Origin of the sequence: Pseudomonas sp. SWRI50, assembly GCF_014269095.1 — a bacterium.
In the GTDB taxonomy this organism is placed as follows: domain Bacteria; phylum Pseudomonadota; class Gammaproteobacteria; order Pseudomonadales; family Pseudomonadaceae; genus Aquipseudomonas; species Aquipseudomonas kermanshahensis.
In genome coordinates, this window is the sequence record NZ_JABWRW010000002.1 from 335,989 (window position 1) to 355,102 (window position 19,114).

General features: G+C 61.1%; 17 protein-coding genes. 10 read left to right on the forward strand and 7 right to left on the reverse strand.

What is annotated here, in order from left to right:
- Nucleotides 1–25 precede the first annotated feature (25 nt).
- From HU750_RS03735 to HU750_RS03750, 4 genes are all read left to right on the forward strand, one after another.
- Nucleotides 26–1,228 carry a glycosyltransferase gene (locus HU750_RS03735; protein ID WP_186676839.1) on the forward strand — a complete coding sequence of 401 codons (1,203 nt, stop codon included), beginning with the start codon at nucleotides 26–28 and terminating at the stop codon, nucleotides 1,226–1,228.
- Nucleotides 1,225–2,412, forward strand: a complete 1,188-nt coding sequence (locus tag HU750_RS03740; RefSeq protein ID WP_186676841.1) for a glycosyltransferase family 2 protein — start codon at nucleotides 1,225–1,227, stop codon at nucleotides 2,410–2,412. Before HU750_RS03735 ends, HU750_RS03740 begins: the two co-directional genes overlap by 4 nt.
- Nucleotides 2,412–3,176: a WecB/TagA/CpsF family glycosyltransferase gene (locus tag HU750_RS03745; protein WP_186676852.1), complete on the forward strand. Its 765-nt coding sequence runs from the start codon at nucleotides 2,412–2,414 to the stop codon at nucleotides 3,174–3,176. The genes HU750_RS03740 and HU750_RS03745 overlap by 1 nt, the downstream gene beginning before the upstream one ends.
- 210 nt (nucleotides 3,177–3,386) lie before the next feature.
- Entirely contained in the window at nucleotides 3,387–4,802 is a 1,416-nt protein-coding gene (locus HU750_RS03750; protein WP_085273370.1) for an undecaprenyl-phosphate glucose phosphotransferase, read from the forward strand.
- A 32-nt stretch (nucleotides 4,803–4,834) separates the two neighbouring features.
- On the opposite strand, the gene HU750_RS03755 is transcribed toward HU750_RS03750, so the two are convergent.
- Nucleotides 4,835–5,770: a LysR substrate-binding domain-containing protein gene (locus HU750_RS03755; protein WP_099454034.1), complete on the reverse strand. Its 936-nt coding sequence runs from the start codon at nucleotides 5,768–5,770 to the stop codon at nucleotides 4,835–4,837.
- A gap of 146 nt (nucleotides 5,771–5,916) precedes the next feature.
- Here HU750_RS03755 and HU750_RS03760 point away from each other — a divergent pair, with 146 nt between their 5' ends.
- Nucleotides 5,917–7,293: an L-serine ammonia-lyase gene (locus HU750_RS03760; protein ID WP_186676865.1), complete on the forward strand. Its 1,377-nt coding sequence runs from the start codon at nucleotides 5,917–5,919 to the stop codon at nucleotides 7,291–7,293.
- Between the two features lie 141 nt (nucleotides 7,294–7,434).
- Here the strand turns inward: HU750_RS03760 and HU750_RS03765 are convergent, their stop codons facing one another.
- A complete protein-coding gene (locus tag HU750_RS03765) occupies nucleotides 7,435–8,112 on the reverse strand; it encodes a DUF3313 domain-containing protein (RefSeq protein WP_099454036.1) in 678 nt (225 codons plus the stop codon).
- A gap of 251 nt (nucleotides 8,113–8,363) precedes the next feature.
- Here HU750_RS03765 and HU750_RS03770 point away from each other — a divergent pair, with 251 nt between their 5' ends.
- Together HU750_RS03770 and relB are read left to right on the forward strand one after the other, a co-directional pair.
- The gene (locus HU750_RS03770) at nucleotides 8,364–8,747 is read left to right on the forward strand and encodes a type II toxin-antitoxin system RelE/ParE family toxin (RefSeq protein ID WP_186676868.1); all 384 of its coding nucleotides are present in this window, start codon (nucleotides 8,364–8,366) and stop codon (nucleotides 8,745–8,747) included.
- On the forward strand, nucleotides 8,728–9,033 hold the full coding sequence (relB, locus tag HU750_RS03775; protein ID WP_186676873.1) for a type II toxin-antitoxin system RelB family anti-toxin transcriptional regulator: 306 nt from the start codon (nucleotides 8,728–8,730) through the stop codon (nucleotides 9,031–9,033). Before HU750_RS03770 ends, relB begins: the two co-directional genes overlap by 20 nt.
- Nucleotides 9,034–9,164: 131 nt before the next feature.
- On the opposite strand, the gene HU750_RS03780 is transcribed toward relB, so the two are convergent.
- From HU750_RS03780 to HU750_RS03790, 3 genes are all read right to left on the reverse strand, one after another.
- Nucleotides 9,165–10,460, reverse strand: a complete 1,296-nt coding sequence (locus HU750_RS03780) for an NAD(P)/FAD-dependent oxidoreductase (protein WP_186676875.1) — start codon at nucleotides 10,458–10,460, stop codon at nucleotides 9,165–9,167.
- Nucleotides 10,461–10,474: 14 nt separating this feature from the next.
- A complete protein-coding gene (locus tag HU750_RS03785) occupies nucleotides 10,475–11,563 on the reverse strand; it encodes a polyamine ABC transporter substrate-binding protein (RefSeq protein WP_186676878.1) in 1,089 nt (362 codons plus the stop codon).
- 129 nt (nucleotides 11,564–11,692) lie between these two features.
- A complete protein-coding gene (locus HU750_RS03790; RefSeq protein WP_027596784.1) occupies nucleotides 11,693–13,051 on the reverse strand; it encodes a glutamine synthetase family protein in 1,359 nt (452 codons plus the stop codon).
- 152 nt (nucleotides 13,052–13,203) lie between these two features.
- On the opposite strand from HU750_RS03790, the gene HU750_RS03795 reads away from it, so the two are divergent.
- On the forward strand, nucleotides 13,204–14,103 hold the full coding sequence (locus HU750_RS03795) for a helix-turn-helix domain-containing protein (protein ID WP_099454041.1): 900 nt from the start codon (nucleotides 13,204–13,206) through the stop codon (nucleotides 14,101–14,103).
- 81 nt (nucleotides 14,104–14,184) lie between these two features.
- A complete protein-coding gene (locus tag HU750_RS03800) occupies nucleotides 14,185–16,098 on the forward strand; it encodes a DEAD/DEAH box helicase (RefSeq protein WP_186676880.1) in 1,914 nt (637 codons plus the stop codon).
- A gap of 37 nt (nucleotides 16,099–16,135) precedes the next feature.
- On the opposite strand, the gene HU750_RS03805 is transcribed toward HU750_RS03800, so the two are convergent.
- Nucleotides 16,136–17,521 carry an aldehyde dehydrogenase family protein gene (locus HU750_RS03805; protein WP_027596787.1) on the reverse strand — a complete coding sequence of 462 codons (1,386 nt, stop codon included), beginning with the start codon at nucleotides 17,519–17,521 and terminating at the stop codon, nucleotides 16,136–16,138.
- A gap of 106 nt (nucleotides 17,522–17,627) precedes the next feature.
- Between HU750_RS03805 and ptrR the strand changes: the two genes are divergently transcribed.
- Complete coding sequence (ptrR, locus tag HU750_RS03810; RefSeq protein WP_099430907.1) at nucleotides 17,628–18,518, forward strand: putrescine utilization regulator PtrR; 891 nt, start codon at nucleotides 17,628–17,630, stop codon at nucleotides 18,516–18,518.
- A 76-nt stretch (nucleotides 18,519–18,594) separates the two neighbouring features.
- On the opposite strand, the gene HU750_RS03815 is transcribed toward ptrR, so the two are convergent.
- Entirely contained in the window at nucleotides 18,595–18,858 is a 264-nt protein-coding gene (locus tag HU750_RS03815; RefSeq protein WP_186676881.1) for a PAAR domain-containing protein, read from the reverse strand.
- Between the last annotated feature and the right edge of the window lie 256 nt (nucleotides 18,859–19,114).

Here is a 19,114-nt window from a genome sequence, read left to right on the forward strand (position 1 = left end):
TACGCAGGCATTGATCTGGATTTATATGCGCATTGCTTACTTCATCAATCAGTACCCGAAAGTCAGCCATAGCTTCATTCGACGCGAAATTCTGGCGTTGGAGCGCCAGGGCATGGAGATCCAGCGCATTGCCTTGCGGGGTTGGGATGCCGAACTGCAGGATGACGAGGACATCGCCGAGCGGGGCAAGACCCGCTACGTGTTGCAGCACGGCCTGAAGGGGTTGTTGGCGCCCACGCTGCAGGTGCTGCGTGCCGAGCCACGACGCTTTTTCGCCACCCTGTGGTTGGCCCTGCGCCTGGGCCAGCGGGCGGATCGCGCCTGGCCCTATCACCTGGTGTACCTGGCCGAGGCCTGTCAGGTACTACTCTGGTTGCAGGCCTTTGGCGCGAAGCATGTTCATGCGCATTTTGGCACCAACTCGACCGAGGTTGTGATGCTGGCCCATGCCCTCGGCGGGCCTGCCTACAGCTTTACCGTGCACGGGCCGGAAGAATTCGACAAACCACAGTTTCTGCATGTGGGCGAAAAAGTCCGGCGCGCCGCGTTTGTGGCGGCGGTCAGTTCGTATGGGCGCAGCCAGTTGTTCCGTTGGGTGGCGCACGAGCACTGGGAGAAGGTGAAGGTCGTGCATTGCGGCCTGGAGCGCGACTTCCACGCGGTTGCCGCCGTTGCCGCACCCTCGGCGCCACGCCTGGTGTGCGTCGGGCGCCTGTGCGAGCAGAAGGGCCAGCTACTGCTGATCGAGGCGGCCCGCCTGCTGGCCATCCAAGCCATTGCATTCGAGCTGGTGCTGGCGGGTGATGGCGAAATGCGCGAGCAGATCGAAGCCCTGGTCGCCCAGCATGGTTTGCAGGCGCAGGTACGCATCACCGGCTGGATCAGCAGCGCTCAGGTGCGGGAAGAAATCCTCGCTGCCCGTGCGCTGGTGCTGCCGAGTTTCGCCGAAGGCCTGCCGGTGGTGATCATGGAGGCCATGGCATTGCGCCGGCCGGTGCTGACCACCTATGTGGCAGGCATCCCGGAGTTGGTGCGCCAGGGCGAAAACGGCTGGTTGTTCCCCGCCGGCACGGTAGAAGAGCTGGCTGCGGCAATGGCCGACTGTCTGTCGCAACCGGCCGACGTGTTGCAGCGCATGGGGGAGGCCGCTTACCAGCGGGTGCTGCAACGCCACGATATCGACACCGAGGTCGCCAAGCTGGCCCGCTACTTCAAGGCATCCGCATGATCAGCATCGTGACGTGGTTATTGAGCCTGGTGGCGTTTTGCATCTTCGTGCCCGCGCTGGTGTTGTTTGCGCAGGTACTGCTGGCGTGCCTGCCGGTGCGATCACGACCTGAGGAGGATGGTAGGCGCCCGCGCGTGGCGGTGCTGGTGCCCGCGCACAACGAGGCCTTGATCATTCGGTCGACCTTGGCAAGTGTCTCCCCGCAATTGCTGGCGCAAGACCGCTTGCTGGTGGTGGCGGACAACTGCACCGACGACACCGCGCAGTTGGCACGCAGCGCGGGCGCTGAGGTGGTGGAGCGCGACAACGACCTGTTGCGCGGCAAGGGGTATGCCCTGGACTTCGGCGTACGGCATCTGGCGCAGCGTCCACCCGAGGTGGTCATTATCGTTGACGCCGATTGCCAGGTGGGCGAGGGCGCCATTGACCTGCTGGCACGCCGTTGCCTCGAAGCTTCACGGCCGGTGCAGGCGCTGTACTTGATGCGCGCGCCCGCCGGCGCGGGCCTGAAGGTGCAAATCGCGGAATTTGCCTGGCGGGTCAAGAACCTCGTTCGCCCGCGTGGTTGGGCACGCCTGGGCTTGCCCTGCCAGCTGATGGGCGCGGGTATGGCCTTCAGTTGGCGCGACTTGGCTGCGGTCGACTTGGCCAATGGGCACCTCGTCGAAGACTTGAAGCTTGGCCTGGACTTTTGCCGAATCGGCAAACCGCCGCTGTTTTGCCCGGATGCGCAGGTCACCAGCCAGTTTCCGCTCAGCCAGGAAGGCTTGAGCAGCCAGCGCACCCGCTGGGAGCATGGCCACTTGGGGGTGATCCTGGCCGAGGTACCCAAGCTGCTGGTGAGCGCGGTCACTCGGCGTAACGCGCCCTTGCTGGCCATGACCCTGGACCTTCTGGTGCCGCCATTGGCGTTGCTGGTCATGGCTCTGGTAGGGGTTGCATGTGTTGCCTGGCTGGCTGCGCTGCTGTTCGGTATCACTGCACCTGCATGGGTCGCCACGGGTGCCCTGGTCATGCTGGGTGTTGCAGTTCTGCTGGCGTGGGGCCGGTTTTCTCGCGAACTGATCCCCTTTTCGGTCTTGCTTTACGCCCCGTTCTACGCCGCGAGGAAGATTCCCCTGTACCTGGGGTTCTTGATCAAGCGGCAGGTAGAGTGGGTGCGCTCGAAACGGGATGACAGCTAATGGGCGAATGGCAAAACAGCTGGAAAACGATTATCGGCAAACTTCAGACCGTGAGTGACCCTGCACACGAGCAGCGCTTGCTCGAGGCCCTGGGCCAACCTGAGGCGCCCACGGTGCTGGGTTTTGTCAACGCCCACGCCATGAACCTGGTCGCAGGCAACGCCGATTACTGCCAATCGCTGGCCTCGGCCGATGTGTTGCTGCGCGATGGTGCGGGCATGGCAATCCTGTATCGCCGCCTGGGCCTGGCCCCAGGGCTGAACATGAATGGCACGGATTTCATCCCCAAGCTGCTGGCGGCCTTCAAAGGGCGACGGGTGGCATTCTGGGGTACTCAGGAGCCATTCTTGAGCCGGGCGGTAGCGTGCAGCGAGGCGCGGTTTGGCGTGTTGCCGGTGTCGGTTCACGACGGATTTGCTGAAATGGCCACCTACCTGGAGCTTGCGCGGGTAACGCAGCCAGAGCTGATCGTGCTGGGCATGGGGATGCCCAAGCAAGAAGCCGTTGCCGCTCGCCTGGCTGCCAGTGGGCGGGCGTGCCTGATCGTGTGTGGCGGGGCGATTCTGGATTTTCTCGGCGGCAAAGTTAGCCGGGCGCCGCAATGGCTACGGCGATTGGGCGGGGAGTGGGTCTACCGCTTGCTGAGAGAGCCCAGGCGCTTGTTCATGCGCTACGTGGTGGGCAACCCGCTGTTCCTGTTACGCACTCTGCTGTGTACCAAGGCGATGACGCTTGGGGCCCGGAACACCCCAAGGCGTATCTGATGATTCTGCCTCCCGAGCCGTCCGAAACGGCCAAAATCCATGGCAGGAGTGATTCCGCCCGCCGGGTGTGCGGGCGACTGCTACAGTGATAGCAAGCGCCCAGGGGGCGGCGAAGACTATTCAGTGTGCAGGATTATAGTTTAAAGGCTGGTATTGATTGACTGAATAAGCTGCCAGGCATGTGCTGCGCGCTAATTAATGAGGTCTGAAATGGTTCTCGAACCCAGAAGCAGTCGTTCCTTACTTCAACGAAGAAGCAGCGTAAGTAACGCCATTCAGGCCGGCCTTGATGGGATTGCAGTCACCGGTGTCGCCTGGTACTTGATCTACGATCAGTTTGGTCACATTACCTCGGATTATGTGATCATGCTGCTCTTGTTGATTGGGGCGCTGGCCGTTATTTATGATCATTATGCGATCTATCGGACCAACGTGGGCTTGTCCATCAAGGCGTTCAGGTTATTCAAGGCCTGGTCAGCAACGTTTTGTTTTCTGGTGGTCATGGCGTTTTTGACCAAGCAGAGCGAAACCTATTCGCGGTTGTTGGTGGTGCAGTTGTTCGTCATTGGTTATGTGGTGCAATTGTTTTTGCATTTTGCAGTGCGTGAACTGCAAAAACGGTTTACCGCGCACGCTCGGCTGGACAACGCACTGATTATTGGCGCCGGCGACCTGGCCAACTTCCTGCACCAGAAGATCAGTAACAACCCGTGGTTCGGTGAGCGTGTGCTGGGGTGTGTGCTGATAGACGATGTGGCTGAACAGGGCGCGCCTGATGCAAAGCAACGCCTGCCTGTGCTGGGCCATGTCGCTGACCTTGACGAGATCGTTGCCAAACATGCTATTCGCACGGTGTACCTGGTGACGCCATTAGGCGGCTCGGCGGTCATTAACGAAGTGTATTTGAAGTTGCTCGACAAGTGCATTGCAGTGAACTGGGTGCCGGATATCTTCTCGCTGCGTTTAATCAACCACAGCGTCCGTGAAATTGCCGGTATCCCGGTATTGACGTTGTCAGAAACGCCGTTGACCGGCATGAGCCTGTTCCTTAAAAACCTCGAAGACCGCGTGCTGGCAGCACTGATATTGCTGTGTGCATCGCCGGTGCTGTTGGCAGTGGCGATAGCCATCAAACTAGACAGTCGCGGCCCGGTATTCTTCAGGCAAGAACGCATGGGCTGGACCGGTGAATCGTTCCGGATCTGGAAGTTCCGCAGCATGCATGTTCATCAACCGGAAAACGGTGTGGTCAAACAGGCCCAGAAGAACGACCCGCGACTGACCCGCGTTGGGGCTTTTATTCGCAAGACCAGCCTGGATGAACTGCCGCAGTTGTTCAATGTATTGACCGGCGAAATGTCGTTAGTGGGGCCGCGCCCGCATGCACTTCAGCACGACACGCTGTATTCGCAGGATATTGTCGACTACTTCGCGCGACACAACATCAAGCCTGGCATGACCGGCCTGGCACAGGTCAGGGGCTTCCGGGGTGAAACCAAGGACATCGAGCAGATGATTCAACGGGTCGACTCGGACATCGAGTACATCAACAACTGGTCCTTGTGGCTCGATTTCGTCATTTTGGTGCGCACGCTCAATGCTTTTACCGGCAAGCAGGCCTATTAGCCGGGGTCGACGAGCTGCCCCGGGGCAGGCACTCAACCCAACGGGTGCAATTCCCTGAAGCCACGGGCCTCTTCCACCAGCCAGTCATGCACCGCGCGGGCACCCGGCTGGGTCAGCCCGCCCGGCGGGTAATGCACCACGTAACGCTTGTGGTTGGCGATAGCCACGCCGAACGGCACGATCAGCGCCCCCCGTTCCAGTTCATCGTTGAGCAAGGTACGCCGCGCGATTGCCACGCCAACCCCGGCAATCGCCGCTTCAATGGTCAAGTGGTTGCGGTTGAAGGTATGGCCCCTGCGCACGTCCAAGCCACCTGCGCCGATGCCTTCCAGGTAGAACTCCCATTCAGCGTATTCCGAGGCGCCCCGCCAGGCGGTGATGTCGTGCAGCAGCGGGTAATGCGCCAGGTCAGCGGGCCCGTGCAGCGGCGGGCGACCGCGCAGCAGGGTGGGGGAGCACACGGGAAAGATCTGCTCGTCCAGCAATGGCGTCGACAACATGCCAGGGTAACTGCCGTCGTTCAGGTCGATGGCCAGGTCGAAGTCGCCCGGGTGCAAGGCTTGCGCACTGTCTTCGGCCACCAGCCGCAATTCGATGTCCGGATACCGCTGCTGAAAGCGCGGCAGGCGCGGCGTCAACCATTTGGCCAGGAAGGAGGGGATCGAGCGCAGGCGCAGGGTGCCGCGGATCTCGCCGGCGTCCAGGCGCAGCAGCTCGGCCTCAATGCTGCCATAGGCCTCTGAAACCGTTTGCGCCAGGCGTTGGCCTTCGGCGCTCAGCTCTACCCCACGGGCACGGCGCAGGAACAGTCGATAGCCCAGCCGTTCTTCCAACTGGCGCATTTGCTGGCTGACGGCGCCAGGGGTGATGTGCAGTTCTTCGGCGCAGCGGGTAAATGACAAATGCCGGGCTGCACAGGAGAACACATGCAGCCAGACGAACATCTGGCCATTGAGTTGTCGTCGCATCGTTTAGTACCACTAAAGCCTTGCTTAGGAAGTTTCGTTGGTCATCTTCGCGGGAGCAGGTCAGTATCGCTCAAGTCCGCAGTAGTGTTCAATTTCTCCAGAGAACCGCGCATTGGCGATTCTGCCCAACGCGGTCAGGCATTAGTATGGCTATCAGTGTTTTCGACCTCTTCAAAATCGGCATCGGCCCTTCCAGCTCTCACACCGTAGGCCCGATGCGCGCAGCGGCAACCTTTGCCCAGGCCCTGCGTGAGCGGGGCTTGCTGGCCCAGGTCAGCCGTGTCGAGGTGCGTCTGTATGGCTCCCTTTCGGCCACGGGGGTCGGACACGCCACCGACCGTGCCTGCCTGCTTGGCCTGATGGGGCAGTGGCCCGACCGGATCGACCCGGCCACGATCGAGCCACGTATCGGTCAGGTGATGCAGGAGCAATGGCTGATGCTCGATGGCAGCCATCCCCTGGCGTTCAACTACACCCGCGACATGCTGCTGCTTGAGCAAAGCCTGCCGTACCACCCGAACGCCATGAGCCTGGAAGCACTGGACGAGCAGGGCAGCCTGTTCAGCCAAACCTACTATTCGGTGGGCGGTGGTTTCATCGTCGAGCAGCAAGAAATCGATGCCCCCCAAGGCGAGGCGAATGCGGTCGAACAGCCGTATCCGTTTGCCAGTGCGGCTGAGTTGTTGGCGCTGTGCAAGGCGCACGGAATGGGCGTGGCGCAGCTGATGATGGCCAACGAATGCGTCTGGCGCACGGAAGCCGAGGTGCGCGAAGGCCTGATGCGCATCTGGGCGGCGATGTGTGAATGCGTCGACAATGGCTTGCGCAATGAGGGCATCCTGCCGGGCGGGCTCAAGGTCAAGCGCCGGGCTGCGCGTTTGCACCGCAGCCTGCAGGAGTTGGGCAAGCCGAACGTGATTGGCTCCACCCTGAGCGCCATGGAATGGGTCAACCTGTTTGCCCTGGCGGTCAACGAAGAAAACGCTGCCGGCGGGCGCATGGTCACGGCGCCCACCAACGGTGCGGCAGGGATCATCCCGGCCGTGTTGCACTACTACATGAAGTTCAACCCGGATGCCTGCGACGACGATGTGGTGAGGTTCCTGCTGGCGGCAGCCGCAGTCGGCATCCTGTGCAAGACCAACGCGTCGATCTCCGGTGCCGAAGTGGGTTGCCAAGGCGAAGTAGGCTCGGCCTGCTCGATGGCAGCCGCAGGCCTGGCCGAAGTGCTCGGTGCCACGCCGCCGCAACTGGAAAATGCCGCGGAAATCGCCCTGGAGCACAACCTGGGGCTGACCTGCGACCCGGTGGGTGGCCTGGTGCAGGTGCCGTGCATCGAGCGTAATGCGATTGCCGCGGTCAAGGCGATCAACGCCGTGCAAATGGCCCTGCGCGGTGATGGCGAGCATTTCATCTCGCTCGATCAGGTTATCCGCACCCTGCGCGACACCGGTGCGGACATGCATTCCAACTACAAAGAAACCTCGCGCGGCGGCCTGGCCGTCGCCTTTGTCGAGTGCTGATTCGCAGCCCAAGGTTTATTCAGGGGCATTGACACGCTACCCGGTAGGAGCAGCCTTGTGCTGCGAAGAGACCAGTGAACACATCATCAATCTTCGCTGCTGTCACTGGCCTCTTCGCAGCACAAGGCTGCTCCTACACGGTCAACGGCTCTTCTGTTTCAGCGTCAGGAAGCTCGCACGCATGTCCTTGGCCCAGCCGTCGAGCACTGGTTTGACGTCATTGAGGGTGAGTTTCTGGGTGTCGTTCTCCAGCTCCTTGCCCGCGCCCTTGCGCACCACCTGAGCGAGCACTTTCTGACTGGCACCGTCCAGGAAGGCCGCCTCTACGCCAACATCTACTTCCTGGTCACGGCCGCCCATGGCGGTATTGACACCCGCCGAGATCAGCGCAATAGGGATGACCTCATAAGGCTTTAGGCCTTCGTTGCTGGTAGACACGGCGGTGATCGCCGGGCGTACCACGATGGTGCCTGGGCCGGGGGCTTTGGCCAGGGTCAGCACGCTGCCCAATTCACGTCGCATGGCTTCGTTGAAGTAACGGGTAATCTCCTGCAGCGTCTGCGCCGAAATGACTGCTGTCGGTTGCGGCTTGGGGTAGAACTGGCTGGGCTCGATGAACACCTGGCTGTATTGATTGACGTTGACCTTGGGGTCGATCCAGCGCATCACCGGCGCGCCGGATGGGCTTTCAGCGGGCTGCAAGCGGCTGTAGTCCTTCAGGAAACCGGAGTAGTCACTGGGGTCCACGCGGTTGCTGGAGCAGGCGGTTACGGCAAGCAAGGCTGCGCACAACAAGGTGATGCGGGGCAATGATTTCATGATCGTGATGCATCCATGAGAGGTCGGCCAGAACAACGCTAGCAGCTGCAGGGCAGTTGGCCAGTGACCAGGGCAATCTTGGGAGCTGGCGCAGTGGTGTAATGGGGCGAAGGCGCCTTCGATTGGCGTAAATGCCGGAAGCCCGATGTGTAACAGAGAAGATTCCTACGTCACAGTAGGATCACGATGGCTTTTCATCTGCGCTCGGTATTGGAAAACTATGCCCGTAACGGGTATGGTTGGAGCGAGTCATGGAGATTTTCAAGCGCAAGGATTTCGCGCGTTGGCAAGTCGGGCAAAGGCTTACTGACAGTATGTTGTGCAAGGAGGTAGAAGAAATGCGCAGAGGGTTGGTTGATGCCAGCTTGGGTGGCGAGTTGTTCAAGCAGCGCATTGCGGGCCACGGCGCAGGTAAACGAGGCGGTTTTCGGACTGTGCTCTCTGCTCGGATAGGCAGCCGTTATGTTTTTCTGCATGGGTTTGCCAAAGGCTGCAAGGCGAATATCACGCTGGAAGAGCAAAGGGCGCTCCGCTTTGCGGGCAGGGTTTTTCTCGAGTTGTCATCTATGGCGCTCTGCCGGGCGTTACAGTCAGGTGTATTAATGGAGGTCTGTTGTGAGCAGCAAACTGATTGAGTCGTTGCGTGATGACCTTGCCCTCTTGCATGAAGCAGGTGCCATCGGCAAGGTCACCCTACGCGATTTCGAAGCAATCTGCCCTGCGCCGGTGCGGGATTTCAGCCCGCTGGACATACGGCATTTGCGTGAGGCGCTGAATTTCAGCCAGCCAGTGTTTGCCATGCACCTGCACACGAGTGCTTCAACCGTTCGAAAATGGGAGCAAGGCGAGACACGTCCAGCAGGGCCGGCGCTTAAACTCCTTAACGTAATACAATTCAAAGGCTTACAAGCTATTCTTTAAGTATTTTATTCGTAGTGGGTTCTAGCGTTAATCACTAGCATTCATTAAGTTAACTATTACTCTTCATGTATTGTCTTATTGTCGCTGCCCTCATCGTGCAAGCGTCCACGACGAGGGCACACAGGCAGCACTTACCCCAGCACCTCGCGTAACCGGTACCACAACATCCCCAACGCCAGCAGCGGTGAGCGCAATGCCTTGCCGCCCGGGAAGGTCAGGTGCGGCACCGCACTGAACACATCCAGCCCTTGGCTGTGGCCCACGGCAATGCCCTCGGCCAGCAGCTTGGCTGTCCAGTGGGTCACGTTCAGCCCGTGCCCTGAATAGCCTTGGGCGTAGTAAACGTTAGGGTGCTGGTGCAGCCGCCCGACCTGCGGGAAGCGGTTGGCCGTGATGCCGATCATGCCGCCCCATTGGTAGTCGATGCGTACTTCGGCCAACTGCGGGAACACCTTGAGCACTTTCGGCCGCATGTACGCGGCGATGTCCTTGGGGTCGCGCCCGGAATAGTGGCAGGCACCGCCGAACAGCAAACGCCGGTCGGCAGTGAGGCGGTAGTAGTCCAGGCCTACCTTCTGGTCGCAAAGCGCCATGTTTTGGGGGATCAGGCTATTGGCGAGCGCCTCGGGCAGTGGCTGGGTGGCCACCACGTAACTGCCGGCCGGCAGCACCTTGCCGCTCAGGCGCGGCTCCAGTTCATCGAGGTGCGCGTTGCAGCCAAGCACCAGGCTCTGTGCCCGGACCTTGCCGTGGGCGGTATGCAGGGTCACGCTGGGGCCATGCTCGATGCGCAGCACCGGGCTCTGCTCGAAAATGCGCACGCCAAGGGCTGCGGCCGCACGTGCTTCGCCCTGTACCAGGTCCAGTGGGTGCAGATGGCCCGAGCCCATGTCGACCAGGCCACCGGCGTACTGGTCGCTGGCGACGATCTGGTGCATGTGCTCGGGGCTGACCAGGCGGGTTTCGTGGCGATAACCCAGCGCGGCCAGGTCCTCCTGTTCCGCCTTGAAGGCGGCAAACTGGGCGGGTGTGTTGGCCAGTTCGCAGAAGCCCCACTGCAGGTCGCAGGCAATGCCGTATTGCTCGATGCGCCTGGCCACCAACGCCACCGAATCGATGCCGGCCTGTTGCAGGTAGCGCACGCCGTCCTGGCCGACATAGCGGGCAAAACCACTGACGTCATGGCCGATACCGCGGATCAGTTGGCCGCCATTGCGCCCACTGGCACCCCAGCCGATGCGCCTGGCTTCCAGCACGATCACCGAAAGGCCGCGCTCGGCAAGCTCCAGTGCGGTATTGACCCCGGTCAGGCCACCGCCGACCACGCACACATCGGCGCTCAGTTCGCCGTCCAGGCTGGGGTAGGGCGCCGCGTCGCGAGCCGTGGCAGCGTAGTACGAAGCAGTGTGCAGGGTATCGAAAGGCATGGTGCGTTCTCGGCTCAACGGTTGGACTTGATCTTGCTCCAGGAGCGGGTCATCACGCGCATGATCTTGGGGCTTGGCGTGCTGGAGATGTACAGCTTGTCCAGCACTTGCTGGGGTGGATAGACCTCGGGGTTGTTCACCAGGGACGCATCCATGTAGGCCTGGGCGTCGGGGTTGGCGTTGGCATAGCCGACCGTGGCACTGACTTTGGCGATTACTTGAGGTTCAAGCAGGTAGTTGATGAACGCCAGTGCCTGGTCCGGGTTGCTGGCGTCCTTAGGGATGGCCAGCAGGTCGAACCACAGGTTGCTGCCTTCCTTGGGAATGCTGTAGGCAACCTTGACGCCGTTCTTGGCTTCCACTGCGCGGTTGGCGGCCTGGAACACGTCGCCGGAGTAGCCGAAGGCTACGCAGACATCGCCGTTGGCTAGGTCCGAGACATATTTGGAAGAATGGAAGTAGGTGATGTAGGGCCGCAGTTCGAGCAGGCGGGCTTCAGCCTTGGCGTAGTCCTCGGGCTTTTCGCTGCGTGGGTCCATGCCCAGGTAGTTGAGAATGGCCGGGAACAGCTCGTCGGGCGAATCCATGAAGGCCACGCCACACTGCTTGAGTTTTTTCAGGTTCTCGGGCTCGAACAGCACCGCCCAGGAGTCGATGTGGTCCACGCCCAGCGCGGCCTTGACCTTGTCGACGTTGTAGCCGATGCCATTGGTGCCCCACAGGTAGGGCACGGCGTACTGGTTGCCGGGGTCGTTCTGCTCAAGCTGTTTGAGCAGTTTAGGGTCCAGGTGCTTCCAGTTGGGTAGCTTGCTGCGGTCCAGCGGCAAAAATGCACCGGCCTGGGCCTGGCGGGCGAGGAAGTGGTTCGAGGGCACGACCACATCGTAGCCAGTGCGGCCGGCCAGCAGCTTGCCCTCCAGGGTTTCGTTGGAATCGAACACGTCATAGACCACCTTGATCCCACTGCTGGCCTGGAAGTCGGCCAGTGTCGTGTCACCGATGTAGTCGGTCCAGTTGTAGACGCTGACGGTCGGAGCGGCCTGGGCAGCTGCGCCGAACAGAAAGGTGAATGCAGCGGGAACCAGGGATTGCAGATGACGCATGTCGACACCTCGTTGGTCTTGTTCTTGGGTTCGGTGTATCGGGGGCTGCGTTGCAGCCCTTTCGCGACGCAAGGCCGCCCCCACAGGAAAGCGTGGCCTTGCGTCATCGCACGGGCAGTGCCCTTGGGTTTAAACGCTGAGCATCAGGAATTCACGTTCCCAGGAACTGATCACCCGTTTGTAGTTCTCGTGCTCGGCACGCTTGACCGCTACATAGCCCTGGACGAACTGCTTGCCCAGGTACTGCTGCACGGTTTCGCAGTCTTCCATGTGCTGCAGGGCATCTTCGATTGTGATGGGCAGGCGCAGGTTGCGTCGCTCATAAGCCCGGCCCTGCACCGGCGCACTCGGGTTGATCTTCTCGACCATGCCCAGGTAGCCACACAGCAGGCTGGCAGCAATGGCCAGGTAAGGGTTGGCATCGGCGCCCGGCAGGCGGTTTTCCACGCGCATTGCATCGGGGCTGGAGGTCGGCACACGCAGGCCGGCAGTGCGGTTTTCTTCACCCCACTCGACGTTGACCGGTGCCGACGTGTCCGGCAAGAAGCGGCGGAACGAGTTGACGTTAGGTGCGAACATCGGCAGCAGCTTGGGGATGTACTTCTGCAGCCCGCCGATGTGGTGCAGGAACAGCTCGCTCATGCTGCCGTCTTCATTGGCGAACACCGGCTTACCGGTCGCGATGTCGACCACGCTCTGGTGCAGGTGCATGGCACTGCCGGGTTCGTCAGTGATCGGCTTGGCCATGAAGGTGGCCGCCACGTTGTGCTTGAGCGCGGCTTCACGCATGGTGCGCTTGAACACGGTGATCTGGTCGGCCAGGTCCAGGGCGTCGCCGTGGCGGAAGTTGATCTCCATTTGCGCCGGGCCGTCTTCATGGATCAGGGTGTCCAGGTCAAGGCCCTGCAGTTCGCACCAGTCATAGACGTCTTCGAACAGCGGGTCGAATTCGTTGGCGGCATCGATCGAGAACGACTGGCGACCGCTTTCTGCGCGGCCCGAGCGCCCCAGGGGTACCTGCAGCGGCAGGTCTGGGTCTTCGCAACGCTTGGTCAGGTAGAACTCCATCTCCGGTGCAACGATCGGCTGCCAGCCTTTGTCGGCGTACAGCTTCAGCACCTTCTTCAACACGTTGCGCGGCGACAGCTCGATCGGGTTGCCTTGCTTGTCGAAGGTGTCGTGAATCACGATCGCGGTCGGCTCGATTGCCCAGGGGATCTGGTACACCGCAGTCGGGTCAGGGCGGCAGACCATGTCGATGTCGGCGGCATCGAGCAGGCTGTAGTAGATGTCGTCGTCAACGTAGTCGCCGGTGACCGTCTGCAACAGCACGCTCTCGGGCAGACGCATGCCACGTTCGTGCAGGAATTTGGCGGTCGGTGCGATCTTGCCGCGGGCGATGCCGGTCAGGTCGCTGATCACGCATTCGACTTCGGTGATCCGGTGTTCTTTCAGCCACGTGGACAGCTGATCGAAGGGGGCGTTCATACAGACCTCTTGGTTGGGTTTTTGTGTGCGCGGCGGGAGCGGGTGGCTTCCCAGGTGACGCGCTGGAGACTATCTTGGTCGCAGCCCCCTGGGGCGATCTATCCACTTTCTCCGATAATCAATGCACCAAAAGAGTGCATACAGGACAATGCGTGACAACGCTCAACGCCTTGCAGGTTCAGGCTTTCCACACCACCGACGTCACCGAGCAGGTGCGTGCCACCCCTGGCTGGCAACAGCAATACCGGCAAATGTCGCCCGGGCATTTCAGCGGCGAACTGCGTTGCCTGGGGCTCGATGGCGTGGAGGTTTATGAAGAACGGCTCAATACCCGTGTCGAGCAGTTCTTTCGCCCCCCCAGTGGATCGCTGGCGTTCTGTTTCGACCGCAGCGAAAACAGCCTGTACCTGCTCAACGAGCAGAGCCGCAATATCTGGATCACCCCGGAGAACTACGAAGAAGTGGCCGTGGTGTTCGACCAGGCGTTTCTGGCCCGTCATGGCCTGGATACGCAGCGCCTGGAAGGCTTGTTCATGGTGCCATTGGGCAGCGGCCAGAACGCCTTGTTCGGCAGTTGGCTGAGCGCCACCCTGACCCGTTTGGGCAACGCCGATTGCCCACTGCAGGGGCAGGCGCTGGCGGAACAGTTGCTGGAAGACTGCCTGTTCATCCTCGACAGTGCCTGCCAGCGGCTGGACAGCGGTGCGCTGGGCAGGCGCAGTGAAGAGCGCTTGATCATGCGGCGGGTCAGTGAATGGGCGGCGGACTGCCCCGAAGAAACCCTCAACCTGGTGGCACTGGCTGATGTGGCCGGAGTATCGCTACGCCAGTTGCAGCAGGCATTCAAGGCCTTTACCGGTATGCCGCCGGGGACCTGGCTGCGGTTACGCCGGCTAAACGGCGCGCGACGGGACTTGTTGCGCGGTGGCGAAGTAACGGTAGCGGAAGTCGCCATGCGCTGGTCGTTCTGGCACCTAGGGCGGTTTTCCGAGAGTTACCGGCAGCTGTTCAAGGAGTTGCCGAGCGAGACCCTGAAACGGCGCAGGGGCTGAGGGCCGGCAGCCGGTGCATTGAACCCAGCACCCCCCACGGAAAGTTGCTATCGTGCCGACCTGTTTCCACCCGAGGTCCCGATGTTCTACCTGCCATTGCTCAGCGACCAAGCCGACCGCCTTGCCAGCGAACCCACCGCCAGCGATTTTTTCCCGACTGCCAGTTTGCTGGAGGCCGCGGCGGTGCTGTTCGTGCAAAACCTGCCACGCCAGCCCGCCACTGCAACGGCCGACGCTCAGGAGCGGCGCTTTGCCGAAATCGTGCGCATCGCGAACGAGGTCGAAACGGCCGCGCCGGGGCGCTTTCAAGGCCAGGTGGCGCAGCATTTCGACCGCGAGGCATTCGCCATGGGCCTTGGCATGCTGGGTGAGAATGGCATCGGTTTGCTGTCCGCCGAGGTCCAATACGACGTCGAGGACCTGCAGGATGACCAAAGCCAGTGGAGTTTCCAATTTGCCGATACCTACCGCCAACAGGTCACGCCGCTGCATCCGGTCTATTTGCCATCGCTGGCCAGCGACCTGCTGCTGAGCGATCAACAAAACCGCCTGCTGCGCGAGTTTCTGTCAGGTGTTGACGAGTCGGTGGCGGTGCAAGGCTTTGCCGGCACCGGCAAGACGTTCCTGATTCACCAGTTCGCCCGTTTGCTCGACCCCCAGCGCACGCTGCTGCTGGCCTTGACCGAGGGCCAGCTGCGCGCATTGCAGGCACGCGTCAAGGACGCCCAAGCTTACACCGCACTGACCTTCGGCCAACTGGCAGACGAGCTTCTCAACCGAGACCTCACCAGCAACGGTTGGCGCTTGCGTGACCCGTACCGCACCAAATTGTCCTGGCGCCCGCAGGAGGCGCAGGTGGTGAAGTGGCTGAATATCCCCGATATCGGCCCGCTCGCCGCCCGCGACGTGGTTGCCTTGTGCATCAAGGCCGTGCGCAGTTTCTGCCGCAGCGGCGATGCAGAGGTCCAGCTTCACCATTTGCCCTGGGCCGGGCCGGGCACCTCGCCACTGGATCAGGAAGTGCTGCTGGAAAAGGCCCGGCTGTACTGGCAGGAGCTGATTCGCCCCTCAGCGCGGGAGATTCAACTGCCGGTGCGTGATTACCACCGGGTCAAACTGCTGTCGCTGACCGCTGACATGATCGACAGTCGGTACACCCACGTCATCGTCGACGAGGCCCACGAGCTGTCGGCACCGATGCTCGCCGTGCTGGACCGCAGCCCGCAGTCGATCATCACCCTGGGCGACGAGCTGCAGAACCTCAATGGCTTGAGCCCGCACCACGGTGGCTTCATCCGCCAGCGTTACATCGACCATTCGCTGCGCGCCGGGCCTGCCATGGATAACGTCCTCAACCCGCTGATCCAGGCGCATCCGGCCAAGATCCAGGCGGCATTCAGCGGCAGTGCCGAGCACTACACCCGGGTCAGTTTCTTCGACACGGTCACGGTGCCAGAGCAGCCCACGGCACTGATTGTCGATGACGAGTGGGGCCTGTTTGGCTGGTTCCAGCGCCTTACGCACCAAGGGGTGCCGTTCGTGTTGTTGAAGAGTGCGCGCAAGGATTTCGAGCTGTTCGTCGAAGATTGCATCGAGCTGTACCGCTACGGCACCCGGCCGCGTCACCCCATGCTGTTCCGCTACGCCAGTTGGCAGGCGCTGGAGCAGGACAAGGGCGATGACAAAGCCTTCGTAGCGGTCGCCAACATGCTGCGCAAGGGCTATACACCAGAGCATTTCGCCAAGGCCAAGAGCCGTTATCGTTGGGACAAGGCGCCCAAGCTGTTCCTGGGGCGGGTGCGGGACGTGAAGAACATGGAATTCGCCCGGGTGATGGTGTCACCGGAGCTGATGGTCGCGCCCGTGGCGGCGGGCAATCGCAACGAACGGGCGCGGATGCTGGCGGGCCTGTATACCGCCTGTTCGCGGGCACGGCATGAACTGATCGTGCCGGGGGGGATGCTGGACTGGGTGAAGGACCAGGTCAGGGACTGAGGAAATCGGGGCCGTCAGGCGGCCCCGATTCCCTCCGTCAATTACGGTCCAGCCACACCGTTTGCGCGTTGGTGAATTCCCGCACACCAAAGTGCGACAATTCGCGGCCAAAACCACTCTTCTTCACACCGCCAAAGGCGACGCGGGGGTCGGATGCGCAGTAGCCGTTGATGAACACGCCACCGGTATCCAGTGCTGCGGTCATGCGTTCAGCCAGCGCATAGTCGGCGGTGTAAATGGTCGACGCCAGGCCGAATTCGCTGTCGTTGGCCAATGCCACGGCATGGTCGGCATCCCGCGCAGTGATAATCGCCGCCACTGGCCCGAACAGTTCCTGCTTGAACGCGGTCATTTCCGGGGTGACGTTGGCAAACACGGTCGGTGCGTAGAAGTTGCCCACGCCTTCGATCTTGTTGCCGCCCAGCAGCAAAGTAGCGCCTTCGGCGAGTGTCGCCTGAACCTGCCCATCGAGTTCATCGCGCAGGTCATAGCGGGCCATCGGGCCGATGTAGGTGTCGTCTTCCAGCGGGTTGCCAACCTTCAGCTGGCGCGTTGCTTCAACAAATTTTTGGGTGAATGCTTCAACGATGCTTTCTTCGATGATCAGGCGTTTGGCCGCCGCGCAAACCTGGCCGGTGTTCTGGTAGCGACCGATGACGGCCGCCTTGACTGCGGCATCCAGGTCGGCATCGGCCAGTACGATGAACGGGTCCGAACCGCCCAGCTCCAGCACGCACTTCTTCAGCGCGGCACCGGCTTGCGCACCGATCGCCATGCCAGCGCGCACGCTGCCGGTCAGGGTCACGGCGGCAATGCGAGGGTCGTTGATGGCGCGGGTGACACCGTCCGGCGTGACGTTCAGCACTTCAAAGACGCCTTCCGGCAGGCCGGCATCCTTGAACAGTTCGCCCAGCAAGTAGGCGCTGCCCATGACGTTCGGGGCGTGCTTGAGCACGTAGGTATTACCCGCCAGAATCGCCGGGACAGCACCGCGCAGCACTTGCCAGATCGGGAAGTTCCACGGCATCACGGCCAGGATCGGGCCCAGCGGGCGGTACTCGATGCGCGCTTTTTCGACCTGGGTTGGTTCCGCTGCCAGCATGGCAGGGCCGTGCTCGGCGTACCAACGGCACAACCCGACACACTTGCTCACTTCGCCCCGGGCCTGGGTGATCGGCTTGCCGATTTCACGGCTGATCATTTGCGCGAACGCTTCGGCCTTGGTTTCCAGCGTGTTGGCCAGGGCGAGCAACCACTCACTGCGCTGACCCAGCGACACCTGGCGCCATTGGCCATAGCCCACCTTGGCGCGTTGCAGCGCCGCTTCCAGTGCGGCGTCGGTATCGAACGGGTAGGCGCCAATCTGCTCGCCGCTGTGCGGGTCGAGGGAGATGGCGTGGGTCAGGCTGCTGATCGCGCTCATGGTGGAAACTCTCGCTGTTGTTGATCCGTGACGCCAGACTAGTGGTGTAGGGATTTAATGAAAACTGAATAATAATGAGCGAAACATTCACGTTTGGAGAATGACTGTGGACCTGGTGCAACTGGAAATCTTCAAGGCAGTGGCCGAGCAAGGCAGCATCAGTGCCGCCGCGCAGCATATCCATCGGGTGCCCTCGAACCTGACCACACGTATCAAACAGCTGGAGGAAGACTTGGGCGTCGAACTGTTCATCCGCGAGAAAAGCCGCCTGCGCCTGTCGCCAGCGGGCTGGAACTTTCTCGAATACACCCGGCGCATTCTCGACCTGGTGCACGAGGCGCGGCTAACGGTGGCCGGCGAAGACCCGCAGGGCACCTTTGCCTTGGGTTCGCTGGAAAGCACCGCAGCCGTGCGGATCCCGGCCTTGCTGGCTGCCTATAACCAGCGCTACCCCAAAGTCGACCTGGACCTCTCGACCGGGCCGTCGGGGACGATGCTCGAAGGGGTGCTGTCTGGGCGATTGGTCGCGGCGTTCGTGGATGGGCCGGTGTTGCACCCGACGCTGGAAGGCATGCCAGTGTTCGAGGAAGAGATGATGGTCATCTCGCCCCTCAACCATGCGCCCGTAACCCGCGCCCAAGATGTCAACGGCGAGAATATCTACGCATTTCGGGCCAACTGCTCGTACCGCCACCACTTCGAGAACTGGTTTGTGCAGGATCAGGCCGTGCCGGGCAAGATCCACGAGATGGAGTCGTATCACGGCATGCTGGCATGCGTGAGTGCTGGTGCCGGGTTGGCCATGATGCCGCGCAGCATGCTCGACAACATGCCGGGCTGCAGCACGGTGAGCGCCTGGCCGATGTCGGAGGATTTCCGGTATTTGAAGACCTGGCTGGTGTGGCGGCGGGGGGCGGTTTCGCGCAGTTTGAGTATGTTTGTGAAGTTGTTGGAAGAGCGGCAGGGGAGTTTAGGTATGGCTGTAGATACCGTATAGAGCAACCTTCGAGAGCAGGGGCGTAGCTACCGGCGCTTGCCACGACCCGAAGGCTCTCTCTTCTTGGTTTATCAACTCAGCGATGGACGCTGCTGTGTGATGCGCTGGCAATCAAGCTGGCGCCGCACGCGGTTTTCATGCCGTCAAGGGCGACGGGTACTCCGTTGACGCGGTACGTGTCACTGCCTTCGATGATTGGAAACTCGCCTTTGCACAGAGGGCAGAAAACCATGCTGCCTTCGCCGGCCATTGGTTTGCCGTTGAGGTTAGTATCGTCTATGGAGCCGATCACCATACCACCATGGTCGGTTGGATCCCCAGTCCTTACAATGCTCTTCATGTGAATTTCTCTTGTGTGTTTCAGGTAGGTTAGGTCACTCAAATGACCCTTAATGCGGCGAATGCTACTGTGAGGGGGTTTTAAGTGCGTACAGATTTGTGTAAAAATCCCAATGAATAATTTTTGAGTTATTTTCATTTGCGTATAGAGTGTTTACGTAATCTAGTTCTTGTGCGTATGGTTGCCATTCTTTCAGAGTGGTTGTAATTGCTGGGAAGGCATCATCTATGTTGATGATCATTATGGTTTCTGATTC